The 25,913-nt window shown below is 60.6% G+C and carries 25 protein-coding genes; 5 read left to right on the forward strand and 20 right to left on the reverse strand.

The annotated features are described in order from the left end of the window. Nucleotides 1-4: 4 nt before the first annotated feature. The gene (locus ACOGXC_RS10710; protein WP_419918183.1) at nucleotides 5-1,255 is read right to left on the reverse strand and encodes an MFS transporter; all 1,251 of its coding nucleotides are present in this window, start codon (nucleotides 1,253-1,255) and stop codon (nucleotides 5-7) included. A gap of 543 nt (nucleotides 1,256-1,798) precedes the next feature. On the opposite strand from ACOGXC_RS10710, the gene ACOGXC_RS10715 reads away from it, so the two are divergent. Then, nucleotides 1,799-2,491, forward strand: a complete 693-nt coding sequence (locus ACOGXC_RS10715; protein WP_419918184.1) for a hypothetical protein — start codon at nucleotides 1,799-1,801, stop codon at nucleotides 2,489-2,491. A gap of 1 nt (nucleotide 2,492) precedes the next feature. On the opposite strand, the gene ACOGXC_RS10720 is transcribed toward ACOGXC_RS10715, so the two are convergent. Together ACOGXC_RS10720 and ACOGXC_RS10725 are read right to left on the reverse strand one after the other, a co-directional pair. Beyond that, a complete protein-coding gene (locus tag ACOGXC_RS10720; protein ID WP_419917674.1) occupies nucleotides 2,493-2,885 on the reverse strand; it encodes a transposase in 393 nt (130 codons plus the stop codon). Further along, complete coding sequence (locus ACOGXC_RS10725; protein ID WP_419918185.1) at nucleotides 2,788-3,321, reverse strand: transposase; 534 nt, start codon at nucleotides 3,319-3,321, stop codon at nucleotides 2,788-2,790. The genes ACOGXC_RS10720 and ACOGXC_RS10725 overlap by 98 nt, the downstream gene beginning before the upstream one ends. Nucleotides 3,322-6,289: 2,968 nt before the next feature. Here ACOGXC_RS10725 and ACOGXC_RS10730 point away from each other — a divergent pair. Then, nucleotides 6,290-6,457 (forward strand): hypothetical protein, encoded by a 168-nt coding sequence (locus tag ACOGXC_RS10730; RefSeq protein ID WP_419918186.1) that lies wholly within the window; start codon nucleotides 6,290-6,292, stop codon nucleotides 6,455-6,457. Nucleotides 6,458-6,570: 113 nt separating this feature from the next. Here the strand turns inward: ACOGXC_RS10730 and ACOGXC_RS10735 are convergent, their stop codons facing one another. Further along, nucleotides 6,571-7,530: an ISL3 family transposase gene (locus ACOGXC_RS10735; RefSeq protein WP_419917649.1), complete on the reverse strand. Its 960-nt coding sequence runs from the start codon at nucleotides 7,528-7,530 to the stop codon at nucleotides 6,571-6,573. Nucleotides 7,531-8,199: 669 nt separating this feature from the next. Between ACOGXC_RS10735 and ACOGXC_RS10740 the strand changes: the two genes are divergently transcribed. Continuing rightward, nucleotides 8,200-9,072: a phosphotransferase family protein gene (locus tag ACOGXC_RS10740; protein WP_419918187.1), complete on the forward strand. Its 873-nt coding sequence runs from the start codon at nucleotides 8,200-8,202 to the stop codon at nucleotides 9,070-9,072. A gap of 76 nt (nucleotides 9,073-9,148) precedes the next feature. On the opposite strand, the gene ACOGXC_RS10745 is transcribed toward ACOGXC_RS10740, so the two are convergent. From ACOGXC_RS10745 to ACOGXC_RS10770, 6 genes are read right to left on the reverse strand one after another with little or no spacing between them, the layout of a single operon-like run. After that, entirely contained in the window at nucleotides 9,149-10,381 is a 1,233-nt protein-coding gene (locus tag ACOGXC_RS10745) for a thiolase family protein (RefSeq protein WP_419918188.1), read from the reverse strand. Between the two features lie 34 nt (nucleotides 10,382-10,415). Then, nucleotides 10,416-11,942, reverse strand: a complete 1,527-nt coding sequence (locus ACOGXC_RS10750) for a class I adenylate-forming enzyme family protein (protein ID WP_419918189.1) — start codon at nucleotides 11,940-11,942, stop codon at nucleotides 10,416-10,418. Between the two features lie 50 nt (nucleotides 11,943-11,992). Continuing rightward, nucleotides 11,993-12,397, reverse strand: a complete 405-nt coding sequence (locus tag ACOGXC_RS10755) for a Zn-ribbon domain-containing OB-fold protein (protein WP_419918190.1) — start codon at nucleotides 12,395-12,397, stop codon at nucleotides 11,993-11,995. 14 nt (nucleotides 12,398-12,411) lie between these two features. After that, nucleotides 12,412-13,608, reverse strand: coding sequence for a cytochrome P450 (locus ACOGXC_RS10760; RefSeq protein WP_419918191.1), 1,197 nt, complete (start codon nucleotides 13,606-13,608; stop codon nucleotides 12,412-12,414). 42 nt (nucleotides 13,609-13,650) lie between these two features. Next, a complete protein-coding gene (locus tag ACOGXC_RS10765; RefSeq protein WP_419918192.1) occupies nucleotides 13,651-14,424 on the reverse strand; it encodes an SDR family NAD(P)-dependent oxidoreductase in 774 nt (257 codons plus the stop codon). Between the two features lie 58 nt (nucleotides 14,425-14,482). Further along, nucleotides 14,483-14,698: a ferredoxin gene (locus ACOGXC_RS10770; RefSeq protein WP_419918193.1), complete on the reverse strand. Its 216-nt coding sequence runs from the start codon at nucleotides 14,696-14,698 to the stop codon at nucleotides 14,483-14,485. Between the two features lie 100 nt (nucleotides 14,699-14,798). On the opposite strand from ACOGXC_RS10770, the gene ACOGXC_RS10775 reads away from it, so the two are divergent. Then, nucleotides 14,799-15,560, forward strand: a complete 762-nt coding sequence (locus ACOGXC_RS10775) for an SDR family NAD(P)-dependent oxidoreductase (protein ID WP_419918194.1) — start codon at nucleotides 14,799-14,801, stop codon at nucleotides 15,558-15,560. A gap of 65 nt (nucleotides 15,561-15,625) precedes the next feature. Here ACOGXC_RS10775 and ACOGXC_RS10780 read toward each other — a convergent pair whose 3' ends face one another. The 10 genes from ACOGXC_RS10780 to ACOGXC_RS10825 all read right to left on the reverse strand — a co-directional run bounded on the left by ACOGXC_RS10780 (nucleotide 15,626) and on the right by ACOGXC_RS10825 (nucleotide 24,529). Next, nucleotides 15,626-16,144, reverse strand: a complete 519-nt coding sequence (locus ACOGXC_RS10780) for a VOC family protein (protein ID WP_419918195.1) — start codon at nucleotides 16,142-16,144, stop codon at nucleotides 15,626-15,628. A 6-nt stretch (nucleotides 16,145-16,150) separates the two neighbouring features. After that, complete coding sequence (locus tag ACOGXC_RS10785) at nucleotides 16,151-16,858, reverse strand: ABC transporter ATP-binding protein (RefSeq protein ID WP_419920063.1); 708 nt, start codon at nucleotides 16,856-16,858, stop codon at nucleotides 16,151-16,153. Nucleotides 16,859-16,860: 2 nt separating this feature from the next. After that, nucleotides 16,861-17,892, reverse strand: coding sequence for an ABC transporter ATP-binding protein (locus tag ACOGXC_RS10790; RefSeq protein WP_419918196.1), 1,032 nt, complete (start codon nucleotides 17,890-17,892; stop codon nucleotides 16,861-16,863). 5 nt (nucleotides 17,893-17,897) lie between these two features. Further along, nucleotides 17,898-18,989, reverse strand: coding sequence for a branched-chain amino acid ABC transporter permease (locus ACOGXC_RS10795; RefSeq protein WP_419918197.1), 1,092 nt, complete (start codon nucleotides 18,987-18,989; stop codon nucleotides 17,898-17,900). Between the two features lie 4 nt (nucleotides 18,990-18,993). Then, nucleotides 18,994-20,091, reverse strand: a complete 1,098-nt coding sequence (locus tag ACOGXC_RS10800) for a branched-chain amino acid ABC transporter permease (protein WP_419918198.1) — start codon at nucleotides 20,089-20,091, stop codon at nucleotides 18,994-18,996. 65 nt (nucleotides 20,092-20,156) lie between these two features. Next, nucleotides 20,157-21,608, reverse strand: coding sequence for an ABC transporter substrate-binding protein (locus ACOGXC_RS10805; protein WP_419918199.1), 1,452 nt, complete (start codon nucleotides 21,606-21,608; stop codon nucleotides 20,157-20,159). A gap of 86 nt (nucleotides 21,609-21,694) precedes the next feature. Beyond that, nucleotides 21,695-23,038 (reverse strand): amidohydrolase family protein, encoded by a 1,344-nt coding sequence (locus tag ACOGXC_RS10810; protein ID WP_419918200.1) that lies wholly within the window; start codon nucleotides 23,036-23,038, stop codon nucleotides 21,695-21,697. A gap of 13 nt (nucleotides 23,039-23,051) precedes the next feature. Continuing rightward, on the reverse strand, nucleotides 23,052-23,915 hold the full coding sequence (locus ACOGXC_RS10815) for a hypothetical protein (protein WP_419918201.1): 864 nt from the start codon (nucleotides 23,913-23,915) through the stop codon (nucleotides 23,052-23,054). A gap of 279 nt (nucleotides 23,916-24,194) precedes the next feature. Beyond that, entirely contained in the window at nucleotides 24,195-24,353 is a 159-nt protein-coding gene (locus ACOGXC_RS10820; RefSeq protein WP_419918202.1) for a hypothetical protein, read from the reverse strand. Further along, on the reverse strand, nucleotides 24,350-24,529 hold the full coding sequence (locus tag ACOGXC_RS10825; RefSeq protein WP_419918203.1) for a hypothetical protein: 180 nt from the start codon (nucleotides 24,527-24,529) through the stop codon (nucleotides 24,350-24,352). Before ACOGXC_RS10825 ends, ACOGXC_RS10820 begins: the two co-directional genes overlap by 4 nt. Nucleotides 24,530-24,682: 153 nt before the next feature. Here ACOGXC_RS10825 and ACOGXC_RS10830 point away from each other — a divergent pair, with 153 nt between their 5' ends. After that, a complete protein-coding gene (locus tag ACOGXC_RS10830; protein WP_419918204.1) occupies nucleotides 24,683-25,897 on the forward strand; it encodes an AAA family ATPase in 1,215 nt (404 codons plus the stop codon). Nucleotides 25,898-25,913 lie beyond the last annotated feature (16 nt).

The raw sequence follows: 25,913 nt of genomic DNA on the forward strand, positions 1-25,913 counted from the left end.
GGCCTCAAAGATCTCCCACCTGGTTGGCGCGGAAAAAGCAGGCGGCGGCGGCAACGCTGCCCAGGGCCATGAACAGCCAGGCCCAGGTGTAGGTGCTCAGCCAGTCGACCAACGCCCCGAAACTGACCGGGGTGGCCAACGCCCCCAGGTAGTAGCCGGTCATGGTAACGCCGGTGGCGCGAGCCACCGCGTGGGGAGCCCGGTCGACCACGGCGGCGTGCATGGTCCCTATAGCCGCCAATTGGACGATCAAGCCGGCGAACAAACCGGCAGAGGCCACGGCCAAGCCCAATCTCAGACCGCTCATCACCACCAGAATGGCCCCGGTCAGCACCAGGCACAGCCCCACGATGAGCGGTACCCGCCTCCGGCGGCCTATGCGGTCGGCCCGCAAAGCACTCAAGGACATGCAGATGGCACCAACCCCGGAGGCTGCCCCCGCTATGGCCCCGGCAACCGGTTTGGATCCGCCCAACCCCTCGTCGAGGTAGGGCACCGCCCATGAATACAGTGGCTGCGAGGAACCCACCAGGAAGAATGCGGACACGGCGAACCACCAGAACCCCCTGGGAAGCACGGGCTCACCAGCCCGGGACCGAAGCCTCGAAGCAGGAGACCAAAACCGGCCACCTCCAGATCTGGCCGGGACGGGCTCACCGGCTTGGGGCCGAAGCCGGACCGACCGGCGGTCGGGTATGACGGCGGATGCAATCAGCGCGCCGGCCACGGCGGCAGTCCCGGCCACCATGAGAACGATGTTCCAACCCCAACGGTCGGAAGCCCAGGGCACCAGGACCGCGCCGATCAACGCCGCCAGGGGAATCCCGGATGTCTTGGCCGACAGGGCCAGCGTGCGGCGAGTTTCCGGCACCGCGGCGGCCACGACCTCATTGGTGGCGGCATTGGCCAGCGCATAAGCGAAACCGGCTAGAACCGAAGCCACGAGCAAGGCGGCATAGCTGTCGAGGATGGCGGCCCCCCACGCGGCCCCGGCCACGATCACCTGGTCGGCGACCACCGCAGCCCGAGTCCCTATCCTCTCCGTTATCCGAGCACAGATGATGGATCCCAAACCAGTGCAGCCGAAGTGCAGGCTGACCAGTAGCCCCACCTGGGCCCGGGAGATACCGAGATCGTCGCGGACCGCGGCAACAAAATAACCGGGCAGAAAGCCCAGGCTCGACCCGATACCCAGCACCACCATGCTGACCACGACCACGGGCACACCCTGGCCTGCGGTCAGCTTTGCCCTCATGCGCATCCCCCACCCAACACTTCAGGCGACATTACCGGCCGGCAAACCATTCCCAACGATCAAAAACCGATGAGGGGTCCAGGCATCGGCAAAGCGACCAGAGGGTCATGGCTTTGTCGATACACTTCAACGGTGGTCTGGGCAAAATAATGGTCTGGACAACCGCGGACCTGATACGGTCGGCCCCATGACCACCCCGAACCCCACACCCGCACCCAACCCGGACAACACCCCGATGACCCCGACCGGGAGCTTAAGCCCAATCAACACCGCGCCTCCACCGAAACCGTTACCGACCTCGTTGTGGTATCGCTTCTTCGCACATTCGGAAAACACTTTTGTAAATCTATCAAGGTGTGTGTTGTTGCTATTCTTTGGATTTTCGTTTGGAATTTTTCACTATTGGTATGGTTTAGATAAACAACTTGGTTGGGCTTTATCTATGATATTTAACTGGACATATGCTTGTTATTTATATAGAGATGCCAAGAAGCGGTTCGAGCTTGAGGAGTATTATAAGGGTAGGGATGGGGGAGGGTGTTCGTGAAGAAACTGTTGGTGTTTGTTGTTGTTGCCGGGTTGTTGGCTTCGGTTACTCCTAATGTTGCGCTCGCGCATGATCCGGAGACTAAAACTGAGGTTGTAACTCCGGCGACCACTCGAGAAGAAGCCATTTTGGAGTGGCGTAATGAGGAATATAGGGCTAGAGTTCCCCCCTATACAAAGGAAGTTACCGATCGGGTTCCTTATACAGTGGAAGAGGATTGTACTGTGCGAACGCCTTATACTGTTAATGTTTACTTTGGTGTTCGTATTGGTGCTCGTAAGACATCGAGCGGTATTAAGGTTGAGTTAGCTTTACAACGACGCGGTACTGGGCTGACTGGTTCCTGGGGTAGCACAATATACCCTACATCTCGTTTCTTCCCGGCAACTACTACGGTTGGAAAATGGTTGCATACTTCCGCAGTTACCGTTGGTAGCACTTCGGTGCGTATTGTTGCCCGCAAGACGGCGAGTAACAGTGTTGAGGTAGCTTTACAACAACGAGTTGGTAATTCTTGGGGTGCTTATATATATCCTTCTGGCCGTTTCTTTCCCCTATCTACTGCCGCTGGGGAATGGAAAATAGCAACCCCAGTCACCATTACCTACCCCGAAACCAGGTATAGCGAAGCAACCGAGCGGTGTGAGGTTACTAAGTATAGTGAGGTTACTAAGAGCGCGCGCAGATAGGTTAGTCGGGGTTGAGTTTGGTGAGTTTGATGGTGATGATGAGGGTGATGGCGAGTGCGAGTTGGCCGAGGCGTGCTTTGGTGTTGCGGTCGGTGTTGCGGCGTAGTTGTCCGAAGTTGGATAGCCAGGAGTTGGTGCGTTCTATGGTCCAGCGTTTCCCCAGGGGTATGGGTTTGGGTTCTTGGGGGGTGGTGGCGGGTGCTCGTTTGGGAGCGCAGACGATGTCTTCGATTCCGTAGCTCCAGCAGGTTCGGCGGACGGGCTCACCGGTATAGCCGCGATCTAGGTGCAGGGTCTCAATGTCTAGGTGTAGACCGCGTTGTGCTGTGGCCGCCAAAGTGGGAGCGAACAGTTGCTGGTCGTGACGGTTCGCGGCCCCAGCGGCCCAACCCACTGGGATAGCTGTTACGGTGCGCCAGAAGCGACCATTTCCACCCGGATTTGCCCCTGTCAACAGGGCTTTTACCCGTTCCCTCCCCACCGCAGGGTGCTTTGTGGGTCGAGGTGTCCACCGATGCTTCGGACAAATCGATGCCCACAACGCGGTCGTAGCCCTCTATGGCTTCGGTGACGACACCTTCGAACACACCCTGGGCGTTCCACTCGTTGAACCGGGTGCGCAACACCGTTTCACCGCCTTTGCCCAACCGGCCGGCCACATCCCAAGAGCACCCGGTCACCAATCGCAACAAGATCCCCTCAAACACGTCACGGTCAGGGATCCTCGGCCGGTGACAACCCAACGGATGGAACACCTCCCCCCGCACCGGCACAAACGGCTCCACCGCCGCCCACACAGCATCCACCACCCGCGGATCCAAAGCACCCATGATCACAACACCTCCACCATGTCGTTGTCGTTGAGTAACTACCCGACATCAAAGCCGGACCAACACAACGACAGGTGGATGGTCACCTATCTGCGCGCGCTCTAAGATTGTTCCCGCGTACAATTATGAAACTAGAACAAAAAGAGTGCAAAGACCAACCGGAAGAACTAGAACAGTTCAAGTCCCCGCCGTGACAAGAACTGTTACCAAGCATACACCACATGAAGACTGCCCAACAGGAAGCTATACTGATTATACTTGGAGAGCGCAGTTAGGTAGATTGTTGATTGATGATAGAGGCAATACTTATATGCATAGTCAAATATACCAAGTATGGGCCGAGTATCAGAGAGCAGGGCGAGATCCTTTTCCTGTATACCCGACAGTAGGAGTAAAAAATAATGAGTATCATCCTAACTGTATATACCCAGTTCGTGACCGTACACGGGATACAGAAAGTAGCGATAACCTATTCAGGATAAGAAGTAAATACCCTGAGTTTTATTACTACCTATGCCATTATGGCAGTTGGAGTAATGTAGGGACAGCTGGGGCCAGCGCAGCGTTTGCGGCATCTATGGAAGCCTCGAAAGGGGCTGCGTGGGTGGCTAAGTTTGCTCCAGCGATAAAAATTATGAGGACAGCGGGTTGGACTGGTGTCGCTATATCTGCTTTGCTTACGGTTATGTGTTTGATTTGGCGGCCTAATTGGAGTCCTTCTGATGTTGTTCCTGTGCCTTCTAGGGTGTCTTCTAGGTGTTCGGTTGATCGTCGTACTTCGAGGGTTGCTTTGGCTGTTAGTTGGGGTGCTGCTAGTGGGATCGTATCTTATGAGGTGAAGGTGGGTGTTGAGCCTAATAAGAGGGTAAATAATGTTACTTCTACTACTTTCACTGCGTCTCCTGGTCATGCTTATTCGGTTAAAGTAAGAAGTGTTAAGTCTAGTGGTAATACTGATAAGTATTCGGATTGGGTTACCCAGACTGGTAATACTACTTGTCCTGTGCCTGCTCCTTCTAGTGTGTCTTCTAGTTGTTCGGCTGATGGCCGTACTTTGACTGTTAGTTGGGGGGCCGTTGAGGGGGCTACATCTTATCGAGTGGGTTTGGGTTACCCTGAAGATCCAAAGATAGTGAGAGCTCCTGGTACTTCTACTGTTTCTACTACTATTCCCGTGGCTTCCGGCGGTACTTACACACCTCAAATACAAACTGGTATTAGGGCTACTATTAGTGATAGAGATATTTACAAGTATTCGGATTGGGCTTTCCAGTCTGGTGCTACTACTTGTCCTAATCCTAATCCTGCCCCTGCGCCTTCTAATGTGAGAGCTAGTTGTTCGACTAGTGGCCGTATCTTGAGTGTTACATGGACACCTGCTGCAAGGGCTACTTCTTATGAGTTCAAGGTGGTTAGTGGGTCTGCTGAGACGGTGGATGCTCCTGCTACTTCTGGTACTCTTACTGTGTCTCCCGGCCGTGCTTATACTGCTCAAGTAAGAACTTTTCTAACTAGAGATGGTAATAGTGGGTATTCGGGTTGGGTGAGTTCTAATAGTGTTACTTGTATTACGACGGTGCCTGTGCCTGCTAATGTGCGGGCTAAGTGTGTCACTCCTAGTCGTAATCCGAATGATCCTAGAACTGGTGTTATAAATGTTGTTGTTGAGTGGGATGCTGACCCGATGTTTGTAACTACGGACTACAGTGTGAAGGATCTTAATCGTCCTTTGGGGGTGACCAAGAGAGTAAAGGGTGTTACTAGGGCTGTGTTTCCTCGTACTGTGAATGGTACTTATCGGTTTGTGGTTGCCGGGTATTCTAGGCCTTTGAATAAGTGGTCGCATTGGTCTTCTCAGTATAATAGTAATGCTCATGTTACTTGTAATGTTCCCACTCCCACTGTTACGCCTGATAATAGGCCGATGGTGGTGCCTTCTAATGTGGCTGTTGGGTGTTATGCCGGTGGGATAAAGGGTAGGGCTGGTGTTGTTAGTGTTATTGTTAGTTGGGATGCTGACTCGACGGGTAGGACTGAGCGTTATGAAGTGGAATCGAATGCGTCGCTTGGTAATGGGTTGTCTAAAATTGTGATCGGTGCTAATACGGCTACTTTTATTAGGACGGATAGCGGTAGGTATAGTTTCAGGGTTCGCGGGTATTCTTCTGGGTCTGGGTTGGGTTGGTCGGGTTGGTCTTCTTACAGCCCTGTTAAGACTTGTAATGCTCCTACGGCTTCGCCATTGGGGGTTCCTTCTGGGTTGATTGTCAATTGTCTTTCTAGTAGCACGCCGGGCACGGTGAATGTTTATGTTAAGTGGGTGAGCGGTGATATAAGAACTCAGAGTTTTAGTGTTAGGGATACGCTGAGTTCGGGGTTGACTAAAACAGGAGTGACTGGTATTTCGACTATGTTTCCTCGAACGGTGAGAGGTGCCTACCAATTCCAGGTCCAAGCCCGAGCTTCCGGTATACCTAGCTCTGAGTGGTCTTCTAAGAGTACTCGCATCACTTGCACCCCGCCCGCCACTAACACCCCTGCCACCCAGCCTACTGCTACACCTACCCCCACGCCTACTGCTACACCTACCCCTACTCCTACGCCTACTGCTACTACTACGCCTGCGCCTACGGTTGTTCCTGCGCGGTTGGGGGTGCCTTCTGTTTATCGTGTTGATTGTGTTGCTAGTAGTACGCCGGGTACGGTGAATGTGTCGGTTGAGTGGCGTAGTGGGGATAGTAGGACTCGGAGTTATGCTGTTCGCGATGTGTTGGGTTCGGGTTTGTCGAGAACTGGTTTGATTGGTACTTCGGTTTTGTTTCCTCGAACGGTGAGGGGTACTTATCAGTTCGAGGTTCAGGCCCGGGCTTCTGGTATTCCTTCTTCTGAGTGGTCTTCAAGGAGTATTCGATTTAGTTGTTCCCCGCCCGGTTAGGTGTTTGGTTCTGAGACAGGATCGGTTGAGGGTTTGACTTTGTTACGGGACGCTTTAGCGGGTGAGGGTTTGCCGTCGCTACAGGAGGCGTTGGTTGGGTTGGTCGAGGTTGTGGCCGAGGCTCCCAGCGATGGGTTGGCTGAGGCGTTGGAGGGGGTCGAGCGAGATCGAGCGTGGACCACCAGCACCCGGTGGAGGTGAGGCTCCTGGCGAGGCGTTGACGGCCACATTGAGCACTCTAGGAGAAACTCTGACCGCGAGACTGGCCGAGGCGGTGGCGGTGCTCATGGCAACCCTGGTGGCTCCTATGGTGGCTATTCGCGTTTGAGCGGGGTTTTGTGGGTTCTGATTCTTGTGGTGGGTGTATTTTGGTGGGGTTTGTGGCCGGTGGCAACTAGGATGCGGAGTCGGTAGTTGCCGATGTTGGTGTAGCCTCTGGCTTTGCGTTTGATGTCTTTGATTTTGGCGTTGGCGGCTTCGGTTCGGGCGTTGGTGGTGGCGGTGGCGACGCTGGTTATGGTTTCGGTGTGCCAGCGGTTGAGGGTACCGGCGAGGGCTTGTAGTTCTGGGGGTGCGTCGGGATCGGAGCAGTAGGCAATAGTGTCGTCGAGGCGTTGGGCGGCGGTTTGGGGGTTGGTGGTTTTGAAAATGGATCGGGTTTGTTCTTTGGCTTGCCAGCACTCGAGGACCTCATCGCAGGGGTCACCGGCTTTGAGGGCTTGGTGTAGGCGTTGCCAGCCTCGGGGGTCCAGCCGCTCGGCGGCCATCAGTAGGAGTTTGCGGATACCGTAGAGAGGGTCACCTTTGCGGCCCCGGTGACCGGTGGTTTGTTGCTGGGTGCGTTGACGGGCCCGAGTGATGGCCTGGTTGGCCAGCCGGACGATGTGGAACGGATCGGTGGCCAACCGTGTGCCGGCTGGTAACAGGCCCTGGGCTATGAGGGCTCGAATGGCTTTTCTGTACCCCTCGTGGGGATCACAACACACCACCCGAATATTTTGTCTCCACCCCCGGGGTTGTGCACTCACCCATTTGTGCAGGTCATTGGCATCGCGGCCGTCGAAGACATCTATGACCTGGCCGGTCGCGGTGTCCACCGCGGCGGTGATGTAGCGGCACCGGCGCCGGCGGGTGGCGGAGTTCATCACGGTCTCATCGAATCCCACCCCGAAGGTGGCCCCCACCCTGTCGGGATCATCGGCCCGCTGTTTTAGTTCCGGTTCAACTGCTGACCAAACGGTGTGCCAACCCGACCGCCAAACTACGAGCCACACCGGCGACCGAGCCCTCCACCGCGGCCAACACCTCAACCGCGTGAGCTGCGGCCCGACGTGTGAGCTGGCAGCGAGGCTTCGCCAAACAGTGCTGCTCAGTCCATGTCTTGGTCTCACAATCAGCGTTCCCGCAAACCCATAAACGCTTGTTCCACACCACCCGCACCCGGTGACCCCCCGGGATGCAAGCATCCCGCAACCGGGTTCTGCGTCGCCCCTTGGACCTGGCCCTGTGACCGCACCGCTCACAACAAACCCGCCGACCTGGAGGTGTTTCCACCTCCACCACCACCTCGCCATCAACCACACACTGGCCGGTCACCACCAAACCCAACGCACCGTAACCCAACACCCAACTAACATCAACCACCAGGGACCTCCCGACTCCACGACTATGTGACAGTCACAAGAATCGGCGAGGCCCCCACCCAAAAGACAGACCCCACCCAAAAACACCCCCTCCCCACTCAAACGCGAAGAGCCGCTTATGTCCATGTTCCAACTTACAAAACCCCATTTCAGAATGGGTGCGTCAACACAAATATATAATTCCCAAAATAATGGTCTGGACAACCGCGGACCTGATACCGGCGGTGGTGGGGCGAGCGGTTGCCGAGGTGTTCGACGGGCGGTGCCATCATTTCCACCTTTGATCTAACCGCTTCGGCGGTGGGGCGAGCCGTTGCCGAGGTGTTCGACGGGGTAAGCCTCCGACCTCGGGTGCGGCGTATGGGCCGGGGGTACTCGTGGGTGACGCTGGCGGTGGACGGCGTGATTGTGCGGGTGGCTCCTGCGGGAGGCACGCTCGACCCCTACGACCCCCGGGAGGAAGCCCGCAGCCTGCGCCGGGTTGACGGTGTTGTGCCCGCACCCCGAGTGCTGGCTGTACAGCCCGACCCCGACAACCCCATCGGTCGGCCTTTCGGCGTTCACTCCCGGGTACCGGGTCGGGTGCTCCGGCTGGATGAAGTGACCGAGGATCGCGAGCGATACATCACCGCTACGGCCCGGGTATTGGGGAAACTTCACCGTTTGGCCGCCCCGGTGACCGTGGCCGAGGCTTACGATGCCGAGCTGGACCGAGCCGAGGCCGCCTACCGGCGAGCCGCTCCCGGGCGGCACCCCGAGTTCGAGACCGCACTGGCCTGGCTCCGAACCCACCGGCCTCCCAGCAAGGACCCGGCGGTCTGGTGTCACGGCGACTTCCGGTTCGCCAACCTGAGCTGGGTGGGACCGGGAGAGTTGGGAGGAATCCTGGACTGGGAACGGGCCTGGGCCGGCGATCCGATGTGCGATGTGGCCTTCACCCGCGGTTTTTCCGGGTGGTGCGCAATCGGGGACACCACCGCCTACGGCCATTCACTGGATCAGAGCCGGCTGGCCTACGCCACTCGCTTTGAACAAGTCCGCTCCTACACCGCGTCGATGAGGGGACTGCGAGCCTGGCTGGACGGCCGCTCCGACGATCCCCGCCTGCTGAGAATCGGCCGCCGGGGCGAGATCGCCATGAAGAAAGAACTGGGCTGGGCAACCGTCCAGTGACCAACCCTAAGCACGACCCAGAACCATCACATTGTGATACTGGGCATTCACTTGGTTCGGTCACGGTGTCCCAACCCTAAACGCCACCCAGAACCATCACATTGTGATACTGGGCACCGGAGCCGGCCCCGGTCACCAGAGCAACCTCGGCATCAGGAACTTGGCCGGGACCGGCGGTCCCCCGCAACTGCCTCACCGCCTCGACGATCTTCAGGGTGGGGCCGCCCCATCCTATGTGGCTGTAGCCGAGCAGGCCGCCGTCGGTGTTGATCGGGTGACGGCCGCCGGCACCGATGCCCACCTCCCCCAGGTAGTCGGCCCCCTCGCCCTCGGCGCACAGCCCCAACATCTCGAACTGGCGCACAACCTCGTAGGTGTTGATGTCGTAGAGCTCGAACACGTCCACATCCTGAGGGCCCAGCCCGGCCGCCTCGAACGCCCGGTGGGCGGCATCGGCTCCCAAACCCCAAACCTCGTCGTAGCGGGGTGGGTTCACGTACTGCTGGCGGTGCCATTCCGAGCCCCCGCCCAGAATGGTCACGGGGGGTCGGCGGAGATCCCGGGCACGCTCAGCGGTGGTGAGCACCATGGCCGCGGCCCCCTCGGTGGCCAGGCACAGATCCAGCAACCGGAAAGGTTCGGCCACCAGGGGGGAGGCCAGCACGTCGTCGGCGGTGTAGGGGCCGCGCCCGGCCATCACCGCCGCCGGATTGGCATGGCCGGCGTTGCGGATGGTCGCGGCAATGGCGGCCATCCGCTCGGGGTCGGGGGCGAAACGATGCCGGTAAACCTGGGCCACCAGGGCGAACTGGGCCGCGGTCAGCGAACCCCAGCAGGCCACGAACTCATTGTCGGGGCGGGTGTAACCAGCCACCGCCGCGGCACCCAAGACCTGATCAGAGCCCTCCTGTCCAGCCGATTGGCGGGTGTAACCAGCCACCGCCGCGCCACCCAAGACCCCGGCCTGGCCGCCGAACACCACCGCCACCCGGCACTGCCCGGCCGCGATGGCCGCGGCGGCATCCAGCGCGCCGGGCACCCCCTGGGGATAGGTGTCTCCCACCCACCGCAGCGGCCGGCCGAACACCTCGGCCCAATCGGCGGAACCGGGCTGGAACACTGCTCCCCCCGGTCCGGGCCAGCGAGCGGCCACGCCGTCCACATCGGTCGCCTCCAGTCCGGCATCGTCCAGGGCCGCCAGCGCCGCCCTGAGGGATACCTCCGCCGAGGTGGTGTCCAGCCGCCGGGCCATCTCGGTGGCCGCCACCCCGACAATGGCCACCCGATGAAGCGGATGCGAACCGCTCATACCCGACGACCCTCTCCCCAGTAGCAGCCGGGGCTCATACCCGACGACCCTCTCCCCAGTAGCGGGCCCGCAGCTCCTGTTTGGCAATCTTGCCCACCGCGTTCTTGGGCAGCGAGTCGGTGAACTCCACCCGTTCGGGAACCTTGATGGAGGTCAATTCCGATTGGCGGCACCACCGTTGCAGTTCCTGGTCGCCGACCACCGCCCCCTGCTTTAGGGCCACCACGGCCACGATCGCCTCGCCCCACTCGGCATCCGGCACGCCGATCACCGATGCCTCCAGCACCGCGGGATGGCGGTAGAGAACGTTCTCGATCTCGGTGGGGGCAATGTTCAGCCCACCCCGGATTATCAGGTTCTTCATCCGATCCACGATGTGGATGAAGCCCTCGTGGTCGATCTCGGCCACATCGCCGCTGTGCATCCACCCATTCCGCAGCGATTCCGCGGTGCGTACCGGATCCCGGAAATAGCCCTTCATCACGTGGGGGCCGGCGAATATCACCTCGCCCCGCTCACCCACACCCACGTCTCGACCATCGGGATCCACCACCCGCACATCCACCGCGTAAGACGGCTGCCCGCAGGAGGACAGCAGCTCGGGCCGCTCCTCGAGGCCTCGCACATGGTCCTCCTTGCGCAGGATGGTGCCGATGGAAGCGATCTCGGCCATGCCGTAGAGCTGGTTGAACACCGGCCCGAAACGCTCGACCAACTCGGCCAACCGGTCGGGAGAAATGGGCGACGAGCCATAGCCCAGGGTGAGCAGCGACCCCAGGCGGTGGTCATCGGCTGGTTCCAGGTGATCGAGCAAGCGCATGAGCTGGGTGGGGACCAGAAACGAGTGGCTGACCCCATGCTCCTCGACCAGGCGGGCATAGCGCACCGGGTCGAAATGGCGACTGTCGACGAACCCCTGGGCCGCGCCCACCAGCAGGCACGGGAGAATGGTGATGTTCACGCTGGAGTTGTGGGGAATCTGGATGAGATAGCGACTGTGGCGATCGATCTCGTACTCGAGGCAGGCCACGGCGGCGTGCTGGAGCACCCGGGCGTGGTCGAAGTGGACACCCTTGGGTCGCCCGGTGGTGCCGCTGGTGTAGACGATGCAGAAGTCGTCGCTGGGGCCGACCTGGTGGAGGGTGTCGGGCGGTGCAGCCGAGCCCTCCTCGGCCAGGGGATCCAGGTCGCGATCGATATCTATGATCGGCAGGTCGAACCCGCTGAGCTGCTCCCGGTGCTCGCTGTCGGTGATGGCCAGCACCGGGTCGGCGTTGTCGAACACCTGCTCGAGTTCTACCGGGCCCAATCGAAAGTTGAGTCCCACGTAGCATCCACCGGCCTTGGTGATGCCACCCATAACCTCCACCACCTCCGGGCGGTTGGCCACCATCAGGGCCACCCGGTCGCCCCGGCCCAGGCGATGGGCCCCCAGCAACGCGTTGGCAATGCGGTTGGTTCTCTCGTCCAACTGGCGATTGGTCAGTTCGCGGTCACCGAACAGCGCCACCTCCCGGGGATGGCGGGCACCGTTGCGGGCAAAGGCCAACCCGACGTTCATCCCAACCCGACGTTCATCCCAACCCGACGTTCATCCCAACCCGACGTTCATCAAAGTGCCCCGTCGGGGGCGAACGCCGGGAGGCGGTGACCGTCGGGGCCGCTTATGAACCTCACCCTCACCGCCATGTCGATGGCAACATGATCGGGTTCGCAGTCCACGATCCAGGTGAGCAGGTGCCACCCCTCCTCCACATCCACATCAGCCAGAACATAGGGGGTGGCGAACTCCGGGGTCGGGGGGCGGTAAACGGTGGTATGGCTGTACACCCGGCCCCGGCCGCTGCTGGGTTGGTAGGCCCAGCTTGTGGCCTGGCACCGGGGGCAGGCGAACTGGGGCACGAAGAAGCTCCGGCCGCAGCGATCGCATACCGGGCGAACCAGCTCCCCCCGATCCACCGCGGCCCAGAACTCCCCGGTGAGCGGCCGCTGGGTGCGGTCGTTGGCAATAATCACACTCCTGCTGTCGCCTACCGGAAAACCACCGGGTAGCGCCCCCACCAGACCCTGGTGATGTTGGGATCCTGCTGCGGGGGATCATCGGGATCGGGTTGGGCACCGCGGGCCAGCAGGCCCCGCAGTATCAGCGCGACCGTGCCCAGCAGGATGGGCGCACCGGTGGTCTCGTCGGCGGGAACTCCCCCGTCGAGTTCCATGCCGATGCAGGCGTGGCGCCCACCACCGAAGGTGTGACCCCATCGGGGGACATCATCTCGAATGTCCCGAAGGGGATTGAACCGGTCGGCATCGGCCCCGAACACTTCGGTGTCCCGATTGGCCGACCAGAGGTCCATCACCACGGTGTCACCCACCTTCATCTCGGTGCCATCCCGCAGCGTTGCCGGCTCGACCGCCTCCCGGCGGGCAACCGGGCTGGCCGGGTGCAGGCGCATGGACTCGTGGACGCAGTGCTGAAGGAAAACGGGATCGTCAAGCATGCGCTTGCGGTCGTCGGGGTGGTGATCGAACCATCCGAACGCGCCGTGAACGGCGTGGGTGGTGGCCGCCCCGGTGGAGTGCATCCCGGCCAGCATGTAGAAGGCCACCTCCCTACGGATCACGTCGCGGGGCAGATCCAGGGAGTCCTGATTCCGCACCAGCACGGTGAGGACATCCCGGGGCAGGTCGTCCTCGGCAACCTCGCCGGTGGCGAATCGCTCGAACAGCCCGGTGCGGCGAGCCAGTGACGGTCCGAAGAAGTCCTCGTCCCAGCGCTCCAACGCCTCGACCACCTCGGCTCTCAACTCTGCCGGATCCCTGGTGCTGTGGACCGCAGTGGCCCCCTCGCTGAACTTGACCGCGTAGGAATACAGGCGGTCGGTTTCCGCAGGGGTACCCTCGGAACGATCCACCCCGGCCGCGGCCGCAGTGAGGTTCACCACTATGCGACGGGCCAGGGGCACCACGTCGCCCCGGCCACTGGCCGCCGCCGGATCCAGCACCTCGTCAACGGCTACGGGCAGCAGGTCACGCTCATAGTGCTCGAAGGTATCCCGGCGAAAGAGCCGATTCTCCAGGCGGCGCCGACGGCGGTGCTCATCGCCCCACAAGGTGAGCACCGTGTCGGCCATGATCACACCGGCGGCATCGTACAGCGCCTGCTTGAGGCCCTTCTGCCGGTAGGCGTCGCGCACCTCATCGAACCGGGTGAGGGTTATCTCTGCCATTTCAGGTTGCCTTTCTGGGTGATGGGGTTGTGCTGTTGGGAGTCAGCGGGCATCGCTCACACCGTCTATGTGCTGGGGGCGGGGCATCCCGGCCAGCACGGTCGATACCACCCCTCCGTCCACCACCAGGTTGTGGCCCGAGACATACCCGGCATCGTCGGAACCCAGCCATAGAACCGCTCTGGCGATATCGGCCGCGGTGCCCAGGCGTTGGATGGGGGTGCGGGCCGAGCGGGTCGCCCTGACCTCAGGGTCGGCCAGGATGGGGGCCGACATGCCGTCGTCGATGATGCCGGGGGCCACCGAGTTGACCCGGATGCCGGCCGGGCCCCATTCGATGGCCATCTGCCGGGTGAGTTGGATCACCCCGGCCTTGGTCGCGCTGTAGGCCCCCGAGTTAGGGCCGGGGGCTATGCCGTTGATGGAGGAGACGTTGACGATCGTCCCCCCACGACCCTCGGTGATCAGCCGGCGAGCCACCGCTCGGCCACAGACGAACGGGCCGGTGAGGTTCACCTCCACCACCGCCCGCCAATCGGTTTCCGAATGATCCAGCAGCGGGCTGAAGCGGACAATGCCGGCGTTGTTCACCAGCACATCGGGAGTCCCGAAAACATCGAGTACGGCCTCCACCACGTCCGAGTCGGTGGTCGAGGCCTCCAGAGCCACCGCCTCGGGTAGTTCTCCGGCAACCCGCTCAGCCGCATCGGTATCAATGTCCAACACCCCCACCCGGTAACCATCCCCAGCCGCCTGCCGGGCTATCTCAGCCCCGATCCCCCGCCCGGCCCCGGTCACGATCATCGATCCAGCCATGAGCCCCAACCATAGTGGGATGTCGGGTTGCCGAAGCGGGCCGGGGTCTGCGGATAGGTCACTCCAGGAGGTTGCCGGAGGAGTCGTACACGCTGATGGCTCGGGAGGGGCAGTTGCGGGCCGCCCTCAGGATTTGCTGGTCGGGCAGATCACTGACCTCGGGTAGAACCACAGCCAGCTCCTCGTCATCGAAGCCGAAGGCGGTCGGATGGTCGGCCACGCACCGCCCCGAGCTCATGCACTCGTCCCGATCAATCTCCACCCGATACGCCATAGCTTTATCCTAGTAAGGCAGCACCCACATTGATGCTCAGCCCTGGCACTGGCATTCAAGGTCCAACAATGCTTTTGAAATGAAATAGCTTGATCGGTTGATGAAGTCAATCCTCGGAATGTCCATTTTGATTACCGGTGGTGGATCGGGCATAGGTGCGGGAGCAGCGGAGCACCTGGCCGGCCTGGGAGCCCGGGTGACCATCACCGGTCGCCGGGCGGAGCGGGTGCAGGCAGTGGCGGAGCGGAGCGGCGATCGGTGCCAGGCAGTGGCCGGGGACGTGACTGTGGCTGAGGACCGAACCGCCATGATCGAAGCCGCCGTGGAGCACGGCGGTGGCCTGGATGCTTTGATCAGCAACGCCGCTAACATGTACCGCGGCCCGGTGGAAGACCTGGAAGAGCAGGCCTTGCTGGATGTTTTTCACACAAACGTGGTTGCGGGCATGATGCTGGTGGGCTCGGCGCTGCCCCATCTGCGAGAGCGTCGAGGTTGTGTGCTGTTCGTGGGGTCGGTGCATACCCAAAGGGCGTTCCCCGGGGTGGCCCCCTATGCCGCCACCAAGGGGGCGCTGGAGGCGCTTACCGGGGTGCTGGCCGCCGAACTCGGCCCTCAAGGAGTACGGGTGGGGTGCGTGAGACCGGGCGCGGTGTTCACCGAGATAAACCAGCGAGCCGGGCTGATGGGCGACGACGAGGCCAGAGCTCGCCTCGAGGGGTTGGGCCCAGCCCACGCCCTGGGGCGTATCGGCACCGTCACCGAAATCGCCGAGGCGTTCGAGTACCTCATCGGAGCCGAATGGGCCACCGGCTCGGTGCTGACAATCGACGGCGGCCTCAGCCTCGGCGTGACCAATGCCTGATCTCGCTGATCTACACTCCTGTCGCGCCAGTCAACGGGGCTTTCCCACCCGGGTGGGCTACGACCTTAGCCGCCCATTCCGCTGGGGTCGGTGGCTGCGGGGAAGTCTGCTCCGGCCAGCCAATCCAGGAATGCCTGCCGGCGGGCTGCGTCCACCAGTTCGACCCGGAGCCCGGTGGTCGGGAGCCAGTGGTAGGTGAATCCCAGCGGGCGACCATCGGGATGGTCGGGGTTGTCGTAGGAGGCCAGGCACTCATAGCCGGCATCGGCCAGCCTCCGAGCATCGGCCACCAGGTCGTGGCTCCAGTAACCCAGATGGTGGATGCCACCGGCGGTGGACGGATCCCACACCGTACCCGGGGTGGCGGAGATGAACTCGATGTGGGGCGGTCCGGCAATGGAGTAAGTGAACCGGAAATCGGCCTGCACCACCCCGTTGGGCTGGCGCACCATGAACTCCCGATGCTGAACCCCGGCCCAATCCATGCCGTGAACGGCACTCCACTCGGCCATGGCCGCGTCCAGGTCGGGCACCACCATGCCGAAGTGGTAGAAGTCTTCGAGGGGCAGGATCGGACTCAACACCAACGCTCAGTGCCCCAAATAGGAACGGACGAGGTCGTGGGATGCTCGCAGCTCCGAGGACGGCCCGCTGATGTCGTTGTTGCCGGTGCGCAGCACGTAGGTGCGGTCGGATACCTCCAGCACTCCGGCGTTCTGCTCCACCAGCAAGAAGGTGGTGCCGCCCTCCTCCCGCAGATCCACCACCAGCTCGAACAGTTGGTCCACCAGGTTGGGAGCCAGACCGAAGGACAGCTCGTCGATCATCAGCACCGTGGGCCGGGTGATCATGGCCCGGGCCAGCGCCAGCATCTGCTGCTGGCCACCCGACAGCGAGGAGGCCTGCTCGCCGATCTTCTCGGCCAAAGCGGGCAACAGGTCGAGCAGGCGGTCCCGGTCCCTGCGGATGGCAGCAGCGCCGTCGGAGCGAAGCCCCAAGCCGAGTTCCAGGTTCTCCTTCACCGACAGGTTTTGGAAGATGCCCCGCCCCTCGGGCAGGTGACCCAGCCCCCGCATGGCCCGCCGTTCGATGGCCAAACCACCCAGATTCTCGCCCTTCAGCACCACCGAACCCGACCAGGTGTCCAGTACCCCCGAGATCGCCCGCAACAACGTGGTTTTGCCCGCGCCATTGGCACCCAGCACCGAAACGATCTCGCCCTGGGACACCGACAGCGAAACCCCGTGCAGCACCTCCAAGCGACCATACCCCGACACCAGATCCTTGACCTCAAGCAGCATCAGGATTGTTCCTTCTGATCAGTCTCGGCTTGGTTGCTTTCCTTCTGATCAGTGTCAGCACCGTTGCTTTCCTTCCGATCGTGATCGGTGTCGGCATCGACCGGCGAGTCCCCTTCGTCGCTCCAAACCTCCGATAACGAACTTTCCTCCTCGACATGGTCGATGTGGTGGTGCTCCGATAGCGGGCCTCGGGTCTCATGGATATCACCACCGGCCTCGGCCTCGAAGCCATGGCCAAGGTAGGCCTCGATAACCGCCGGATCGGAGGTCACGTGCTCGGGACTGCCCTCGGAGATGATCTTGCCGAAATGCAGCACGCTTATCCTGGGGCAGAGGCTGGTCACCAGTTGCAGGTCGTGCTCGATGATGATCACGCACAAGCCACGCTCGGCCACGATGCCCCTCAAACCCCGCAAAAGCACGGTCACGTCGTCGGCCCCCAACCCGGCAGCGGGCTCGTCCAGCAACACCACGGTGGGGTCGGCCACCAGGGCGCGGGCCACCTCAACCAGCTTCTGCGATCCCAGCGACAACGCCCCGGCTTCCTCGTGAGCCACCTCGGCCAGGCCGAACCGGTCGAGCATGCCCATGCAGATGCGCCGGGCTTCGGTCTCCTCACGACGCTGCTGGGGCAGCAACAACAACTCGGCCAGGTGCCCCCAGCGAAACAGGTGGTGGCGACCCAACAGGGTGTTCTCCATGACGGTGGCATCCAGGATGAGGCGGGGGGCTTGGAAGGTGCGGCCGATGCCCGCCTTCACCCTCCGGGTACGCGACATCGACAGCAAATCCTGACCATGCAGGCGCACGCTGCCCTGGCTGCGCCGAACGTAGCCGGAAATCACGTTGAACACCGTGGTCTTGCCGGCACCGTTGGGTCCGATGAGGCCGTTGAAACCCGGGGTGAACTGCAAATCCACCCCCAACAATACCCGGTTGCCCCCGAAAGCCACATGGAGGTCATCGACGGTCAGCGAAGCCGCACCTCCGCCATTACTGGAATCTACAGGGATTGTGTCGACAAGGCTCATGATATTCAACCGGTAAACATCTCGAATCTTCGCTGGAGATCCTTTGCCCAGCGACTGTCACTAATACGCTTGGGGAGTGCGGCAATGCCACTGGGCAGTATGAGCACAGCCAGGATGAGGGTTATACCCAGAATCAGAAAGAGCAGCTTTTCGGTGCCTTGGAGCTTCTGACGCAAGAAAATAAAGAACACCGCACCGATCAACGGCCCCCACTTGTGGCTCAACCCACCTACGATCAACACCACCAGCAAGAATACCAGCATCCGGGTGCGGAAGGCTGAAGGGTTGGCAAAGGAACTGTTCTGCGCCCACATGGCCCCTGCCAGCGCCGCGGCAAAAGCTGATAGCCCGAAAGCCAGCAGCTTGTAGTAGGTGGATGATATACCCAGCGGTCCGGTGGCAATATCTATGTCTCGTACCGCTTTTAGAGTGCGACCGAGCCGGCGGCGAGTTAGTACTATATAGGCCACCATTATTATGAGCAGTGCACCTAGCGACAGCATGTAATAACTGAGAGCACGATCCAGGCCAGGGACACGGAATTGTGGAACCTGCTTGCCAGTTCCTCCGTTTGTCTTGAGTCCAGCCCAAACTTTTTCGTCAAGTCGGATGATTGTAATAATCAACTCACCCAGGGCCAAGGTGGCAATTGCCAGAAAGAACCCTTTCAATCGAGCGGCAGGGAAACCCACAACAACACCGATAATTGCCGCAGCAATACAGACAACCGGCAATGCAAGAAAGAATGGCCAGTCGTATCCTGCCAATGCTTCGCGAGCACCGCTTGGCGCTGAAAGCACTGCCGTTCCGTAAGCTCCCAGAGCGAACAGGCCGGCTACTGCTAGACCCAGTGTCCCGGAGTAGCCTACCAGAAGGTTGAATCCCACTGCCGCAACTGCAAAAGCAAAAACAAAAGCCAGGTTACCTCGCCCATAATTGTTGCTGCTATCAAAGATTTCGGTCCAACTCAGAGCCCATCCCATCCATGGCAGGCCCGCTAGAAAGCCAAACACCGCAGCAGTGGTGACCCATTCGGGCACAACCCGGCGGAGCGTGCTTCTAGGTGGATAAAGCGGAGTATCCACGTGGTCGGCCATGACTTTACACCTCGCGCGTTCGAGCCGAACGACTGAACCCACCAGGAGCAACCAGCAACACGACTACCACCACTAGCAAAGCGATGGTTGGCTGCAAGCTGGTGCTGATCTGCCCCCCGGCCAGAGCTTCACCCACACCAATAAGCAGCCCTCCGATGAAGGTTCCACCAAGGGAAGTGAACCCACCCAACACTGCGGCAATAAACCCCTTGAGGATCAACCCCTCGGCACTACCCAACTCCAGCACCGTAGAGCTGGTGTTGAGGATCATGGCTGCTCCAGCTACCAAAGTTCCGATTGCCCAGGCAATTAGCGACACCATCCCGGCGTTGATGCCCAGCAAGCGAGCGGTTGGCCCGTCTTCGGCAATAGCTCGCATCCTCACACCCCATTTCGACCAGAAGAACAGAGCCATTGCGATAGCGATAGCAATACCTACAGTTATGGTTACTACTTGATCCCAACCAATACGGGTACTGCCCAGATCGAAAGTCTCGCCAGACCAGGGAGCGTTAAAACGTTTTGGAGTGGATCCCCAAATATTTTCGATAACTGAACCCAATGCAAAGTTCAACCCTATGGTCAGCAATAGTAGTGGAAAGTGATCCACTATGGCTAGTGGCTTAACCCAATGGCGGATCATCAAATACGTGAGAACCACCGTGAATATAGCCAGTATAATTGCTACTGCGAGAGGGAACCCTCCCTTGGTAACCGGGAACCAATCCAAGAAAGATGGAAGGCCCTCATCATTGATGAAACCGACGCTAGCATAGCCCAGTCCCAGTGCAGCAAATATGGCTAGAGGTTGGTTCGACAGTCCCGTAAGTGGACGCACCAAGAAGAACTGAGTAATAGCCCCGAACACCGCAGCAAAAGCCAGGGCCAGGACGATAGCCAACCAGAAGGGCCACCCCACCCCCCCCTTATCCGGATCTCCGGACAGGAACCAGGCCATGAACGCTGCTACCAGGCCCATCTCGGCCATGGCAAAGTTGGGCACGTCGGTTGACTTCATGATGACCACAACAGCCAAGCCGATCAGAGCGTAACTCGAGCCGGTTTCCAGCCCGGCAACAATTTGCTGGAGGAGTTGGTCCACCTATGGCGCTCCTATGAATTGTCAGCCCGGGATTGGCGCTTGCCAACCCCGGGCCGGCAAGCGAATTAGCTCACTGGTGCCAGGAAGTCCCTGATCTGAACCCAGGACTCGGTTTCGGCATCGTACTCCGAAATTCCAGCACCGGAAGCGCAGCTATGCCCACCGGGGAGCGGCCCGCAGGCCACTATAGGAATGGAGGGAACCATGATGGGATCATCAACCAAGGCCTCAGCGGTGGCGTGGAAGTTCTCGTAGGAGTAGTCACCGTTGAGCCGGTCAAAAAGCTCGAAGAAGGCGATAGCTATGGAATAGGTCTGAAGACTGAAGTTGGGGGCAAGGCTCTCGGATCCAGGACCATCGTAAGCCTCCCACAGTTCTGCCCAGTGCTGCACGAACTCATCCTCGGAGTCGGGCAGAGCCACCTGGAGGGCACCCAAGTAACCGTCGGCAGCCTCCGGGACGGCCAGACCAACAGTTGTCTGGCCCCCAGAACCGGAGGAACCGGCATCGGAGCACACCAGCGGATCGAAACCGGCCTCATGGAACTGGTCGAGCACCAAGCCGTTCTGCGTGCCGTCCAGCGCGGTTAGCACCGCATCGGCACCGGAGTCGATCACCGACAGCACCGCAGGGGCTACCGCGTCGGAGAGTACCTCGACCTCTTCCTTGGCCACGATCTCCATGCCATGAACCGGTGCCTGCATGTCGATGGCGTTGAACGCCTCCTCACCCAACTCGTTGTCCTGGCCGATGGCGGCAACCTTTTTGGCCCCCTGCTCGGCGAAGTAGTCGATGCAGATGCGGCCCTGCTCGGTGCGGGTCGGGTTGGTGAGGTAGACCTCCTGGATGTCCTGGTCGGCGGGCGAGACCGGACCCCACAGCGGGGTGCCGGCAGCTTCGATATCGGGATAGGTGGAAGGAATGGCCTGCGATCCGGCGGTACCCACGAACGCCCACACCTTGTCCTGCTCGATCATCTTGCGGACGTTGGTGACCATCTGCTCGATCTCGAAGCGGTCGTCCTCCCAAACCAACTCGAACGTGCAGCCGTCGATGCCGCCGTTGGCGTTGACCTCGGCCACCGCCATGATGATGCCCGCAATCAGGCCCTCACCTGCTACCGCAGCTCGCCCGGTGAAAGGCTGGGAGGAGCCGATGGTGATCACGCCGTTCTCCTTGTCCACCCCTCGAACATCGCCCTCGGTGGCCGAAGCGCACTCACCCATGCCGTCGGAACCGGCCACCTCGTCACCGTGATCATCGTCATCACCATCACCGTGATCATCGTCACCGTGATCATCGTCATCACCATCACCGTGATCATCGTCATCACCATCACCGTGATCATCGTCACCATCACCCATGCCCCCATCCGAGTCGGGGGCCTCGGTAGAGGCTGGGGTAGAGGTTGGGGCCGGTTCTCCGGCTCCCGTACCGTCGTCATCGTCATTGCCGCAAGCAGCGGCTACCAGAGCTACCGCGAACAGCAACGCCAGAAGCTTCATTACCTTACCCATGGAATCCCCTCCAGGTGTTTGGGCTTACAAGATTTCGAGACTCTAACAGATGGACTTGCTAGGGCAAAATGTTCGGGCAACAGCAGTCATCCGAGCAAGTCTCGGGTGAGGCTTCGAGCGGCCCAGTTGGCCACCTTCTCACCGGGGATAGGAGCTCGGGTGGGCCAGGGGCGATCGAGATCCACGGGCCGGCCGCGACTGATCACCTGGCGCAGATTGGACCGATCGGCCAGGACAGTGACATCGGCGGCCGGATTGCCGTTCACCACCAGCACATCGGCGGCCATGCCCGGCACCAAAGCACCCACCTCGCCCTCCATACGCAGCGCGATGGCTCCGTTGGCGGTCGCGCAGGCGATGGCCTGCACCGGGGACAGCCCCACCGATTCCACCAGCACCTGCATCTCCCGGGCGTGCCAGTGGCCGTAGGGGGTTAGGGCGAATCCCGATTCCGACCCGCACAGCAGCGGAACGCCGGCATCGTGAGCCCGGGCCATCATCTTGGCGGTGGCCTCGATCTCGCCCCGGAACACATCCTTCATCCCTGCCCCGGCCCCAACCAGATGGCCGTAGTCGGTCAGGTTGGCCAGGAAGGTGAAGGTGGGCATGAGGGCGGCCCCGGCATCCACCACCGCCTCCAGGGCGGGGTCGTCCATGAACGAGGCGTGCAGGATGAGATCCACCCCGGCCTCGGCGCAGGCCCGAGTGCTTTCGGCCGAGCGGGCATGAGCCATCACCGGGGTCTCCAGCTCATGAGCGGTTTCGCACACCGCCTTGAGTTCCTCCAACTTCCACGCCAGCAACTCCCCCCGGTGGCGGGGGATGGATCCGGTGGCGTGGATCTTGATCCAGTCGGCACCATATTTGATGTGGCGGCGGGTTATCTGGATCATCTCATCGATGGTGGTGACCACCTGGGCATAGCCCACCACCCCGGTGTCGGGAATAAGCCGCCCGGCGGTACCACCCACCGCAGTGACCAGCGCCTGCACCCCGGTGGCCATGCGGGGGCCCTCCACCACACCGGCCTCAATCGCATCCCGAAGCGACGGCCCCATTGAGAACAAGGTGTCGGGGTCGCAGAACCCGGTCACCCCGGCCAGCAGCAACTTCTGAAGGTTCCGGGCCGCAATCAACGCGGCCAGGGTGTGGTCGCGATGGAAGAACAGCTCATCGTTGGACTGGACATCATCGAACGTGCAATGGACATGGGCATCAATGAGCCCGGGCATCACCGTGCATCCCGTGGCATCGATGACCCTGACATCGGAACCGGCCCCAGACACCTCGGGGGCGGACGAAACCGTTTCTGGGCCGACGGCCGTGATCCGGTCACCCTCCAGGAGCACCGGCGTGTCGGGCCGGGGCGGGGTGCCGGTGCCGTCCAGCACCGTGCCGCCGGTGATCAGGATGGGTATGGGCTCGGGCATCTCTCTCAATCCCTCAGCCATCCAGCAGGGCCGCGGCCGCGTCCCGGACAGCCATACCCACATCCACACCCCGGTCACGGGCCGGCTGATTGCATGCGCTGATGATCCCCTCATCGTAGGCCTTGAAGGCATCGCCCACTGGAGCGCTCCACGCGTCGCAGCACGCTCCGGCCAGCCCGTGGGTCTCGGTGATCTCAAGACCAGCAATGCCGGCGTCGTTCTTGCTGCGACCCCCGTCGGAGCAAATGAAACCGTGGGGGCTCACCTCCAGCAAGAACGCGGCCCCGCTGCGCCCGGTGTGCCCGGCGGTGACCAGCACGTTGCGGGAGTCCTCGGGTAGGGCGAACACGATGGAGTCGGTTACCACGATCTGGCGGCCGGCCGCCGAGGTGGCCTTGACCTCACGGCGAATCTTGGTGCCCTCGTCCACCTCGCCGGGATCATTGGTGAGCAATAACCGGGCGGCCTCCGACACCGCCATCCCCTCTCTGACCCCGCACCGCTCGGCGTAGATGTTGATCCGGGAGATCACCCCGGTTTCGTACAGGTCGAGGCCGTTGCCCAGCTCGGCGCTCATCCCCTCGGCGGCAGCCGCGGGAATGCCCAGCGCCTCCAGGAACCACAGCCCGGCGATACCGGCCCCGTCCTTTCCGATACAGCCGTCGTGGCCGATAATCCCTCTCGGGCGGTGGGGAGCCATCAACCGAGCCGGCAGCACCCCAAGATACGACGACGGCACCACCACATCGGTGCGGTGGTTACGGCCGTCCACGTACCGGGCCGAGTCCATGGCCACGATCCGGCGGTGGCCGTCGGTATGGACCACCTCCTGGGGATGATCGCTCTCGTTGGCCAGCAGAGGTGCTTCTTCAGCCATGATTCAGACGTTACTCGGTTGGTCCTGGCAGGGCGGGGGTCCTCGCAGAACGCTTTTACATCTACATTTGCCTTTATATATGGCTACTATATATGGCTACATATGGCGATACACGCCAACCCCGACGCTGCCTCCATTGCAGGAGAAAACTAAAAGCCACAAAAACACTAAAGTTCACAAAAACACTAAAGGCTGCAAATCCTCTAGGATGAGGTTGTGGCGGTCAAGGAACCAGGCGGCCCGACGGCTCGCAACCCATTTGCGCCCAGCTTCGGCATCTCACCACCCGTCCTCGCTGGACGCGGCGACGTGCTTGACGGCATCGGTGACGCTCTGACCACCGGCCCGACCCACCCTGACTACACGATGCTTCTGGTCGGAGTGCGGGGTGCGGGCAAGACGGTGACGCTCAATGCGGTGGAGGAACTGGCACGTCACCGAGGCTGGTTGACGCTGGCGGGGAGTACCTCACCGGCTGATCTAGCGAGTCGAAGCTGGCCGACATCGCCGCTCGACTCGGAGTCAACACCAGCTACGCCGGTGTCTACCGCAACCGCCTGCTGCGAGTCGGCCTCATCATCGCCACCGGACGGGGTCACATCGCCCTTGCCCACCAATCAGCCCAAGACTGGATCCGCAACCAATCCACCGACCACCAAACACTTTGGAACCAGTGATGGCTTAGCATCCTGCTGCGACTATATTATGATGTTGAAAAGATATAATGTTGAAAGCCTAAGGTTAGTCAAAACTAGGATGCTAAGGACATGGTGACTCCACGTTTGACAAGACTTGCGGTCTCTAATTTCCGATCGCTGGAAAAAGTGGACATTCCATTGGGCACACTAACTGTCATGATAGGGCCAAACGGATCGGGAAAAACAAACGTGCTCAACCTTCTCCGCTTTCTGGCATCCACCGTTAGGTTCGACCTAGCGGCAACCATAGAACAATGGGGTGGCCTTGAGCATGTGAAGCGCCGCTCCTCCGTGGGCAACCAAAAAGTTACGATAGAAGTCAGTGGCTTGTTGACCGAGCATGCGAGCGATACAGCCCTTGACCAGTACAAGCTAAGTTTCCACTCTACCCCCAAAGGTGCTCTCAAACGTTCGGAGGAATTCACCTTCAAACGCACCAAGGGACGTGGACGACGTATCAATACCCACATCAACGTTAGCGGCAGACAAGTCAAGATTCGGCCTGAAGGTGAAATTACTGGTACCGAGACTGATCAACGAGAACTAGCTACTGAACAGTCAACTGGACTTTCAATTCTACCGCGGCTAAGTGATGAAGAAGGCGGTGAAGGCATACGCTCTTTGGCAGATTTCTTATCGTCTATTCGCGTTCTGGAACCAAATGTAGATAGCGCTCGGTGGCCTTCCCGACTGGTATTTCGAGAAAGCATTGCCGACGACGCTGACAATCTTTCCTCAGCCCTGTATAACCTATATAGCACTGCTGAGGAATCATTTAACAGTTTGGTTGAAGAATTGCGAATTTGCCTTCCGGGCCTTGATGCTATCGAATTCTTGCCTGTGGGAGGGCCCGGTAGGGGTGTCATCATAGCTCTGAAGGAAAAAGGGCTTACCTCGCCAATTGAGCTGACATATGCTTCATTTGGGACCATCCGCCTTTTAGCACTCCTCACCGCACTTCATGAGCCCAACCCTCCGCCTTTCACTGCTATAGAAGAAGTAGACCACGGACTACACCCATATGCCTTGGATGTGCTCGTTGACCGTCTGAGGGCTGCGTCGAGAAACACTCAAATTCTCATTACAACCCACTCACCTACCCTAGTAAATCGGCTTGAACCCTCCGAGCTAGTGATCTGCAACCGTGACCCCAAAACGAGTGCCTCCATAATTCCCTACAAGAACAGCGCCACCCTAGCTTCAGCTCAAGAAAAGTCATCTCTCCCACTCGGCGAACTTTGGTTTGCTGGTGCATTGGGTGGTGTACCCGACAACGACACATGAAAGCTAAAGCTTCTAA

This window comes from Candidatus Poriferisocius sp. (assembly GCF_965202595.1).
GTDB lineage: Bacteria > Actinomycetota > Acidimicrobiia > Acidimicrobiales > Bin134 > Poriferisocius.

Excerpts from the sequence above, each read along its gene's own strand:
- ACOGXC_RS10775 (WP_419918194.1), top strand. The coding sequence starts at position 14,799 with ATGAAGTCAATCCTCGGAATGTCCATTTTGATTACCGGTGGTGGATCG.
- ACOGXC_RS10725 (WP_419918185.1), bottom strand. The coding sequence starts at position 3,321 with ATGGGTGCTTTGGATCCGCGGGTGGTGGATGCTGTGTGGGCGGCGGTG.
- ACOGXC_RS10830 (WP_419918204.1), top strand. The coding sequence starts at position 24,683 with ATGGTGACTCCACGTTTGACAAGACTTGCGGTCTCTAATTTCCGATCG.
- ACOGXC_RS10795 (WP_419918197.1), bottom strand. The coding sequence starts at position 18,989 with ATGGCCGACCACGTGGATACTCCGCTTTATCCACCTAGAAGCACGCTC.
- ACOGXC_RS10765 (WP_419918192.1), bottom strand. The coding sequence starts at position 14,424 with ATGGCTGGATCGATGATCGTGACCGGGGCCGGGCGGGGGATCGGGGCT.
- ACOGXC_RS10710 (WP_419918183.1), bottom strand. The coding sequence starts at position 1,255 with ATGAGGGCAAAGCTGACCGCAGGCCAGGGTGTGCCCGTGGTCGTGGTC.
- ACOGXC_RS10770 (WP_419918193.1), bottom strand. The coding sequence starts at position 14,698 with ATGGCGTATCGGGTGGAGATTGATCGGGACGAGTGCATGAGCTCGGGG.
- ACOGXC_RS10790 (WP_419918196.1), bottom strand. The coding sequence starts at position 17,892 with ATGAGCCTTGTCGACACAATCCCTGTAGATTCCAGTAATGGCGGAGGT.
- ACOGXC_RS10805 (WP_419918199.1), bottom strand. The coding sequence starts at position 21,608 with ATGGGTAAGGTAATGAAGCTTCTGGCGTTGCTGTTCGCGGTAGCTCTG.
- ACOGXC_RS10750 (WP_419918189.1), bottom strand. The coding sequence starts at position 11,942 with ATGAACGTCGGGTTGGCCTTTGCCCGCAACGGTGCCCGCCATCCCCGG.
- ACOGXC_RS10815 (WP_419918201.1), bottom strand. The coding sequence starts at position 23,915 with ATGGCTGAAGAAGCACCTCTGCTGGCCAACGAGAGCGATCATCCCCAG.
- ACOGXC_RS10810 (WP_419918200.1), bottom strand. The coding sequence starts at position 23,038 with ATGCCCGAGCCCATACCCATCCTGATCACCGGCGGCACGGTGCTGGAC.
- ACOGXC_RS10745 (WP_419918188.1), bottom strand. The coding sequence starts at position 10,381 with ATGAGCGGTTCGCATCCGCTTCATCGGGTGGCCATTGTCGGGGTGGCG.
- ACOGXC_RS10760 (WP_419918191.1), bottom strand. The coding sequence starts at position 13,608 with ATGGCAGAGATAACCCTCACCCGGTTCGATGAGGTGCGCGACGCCTAC.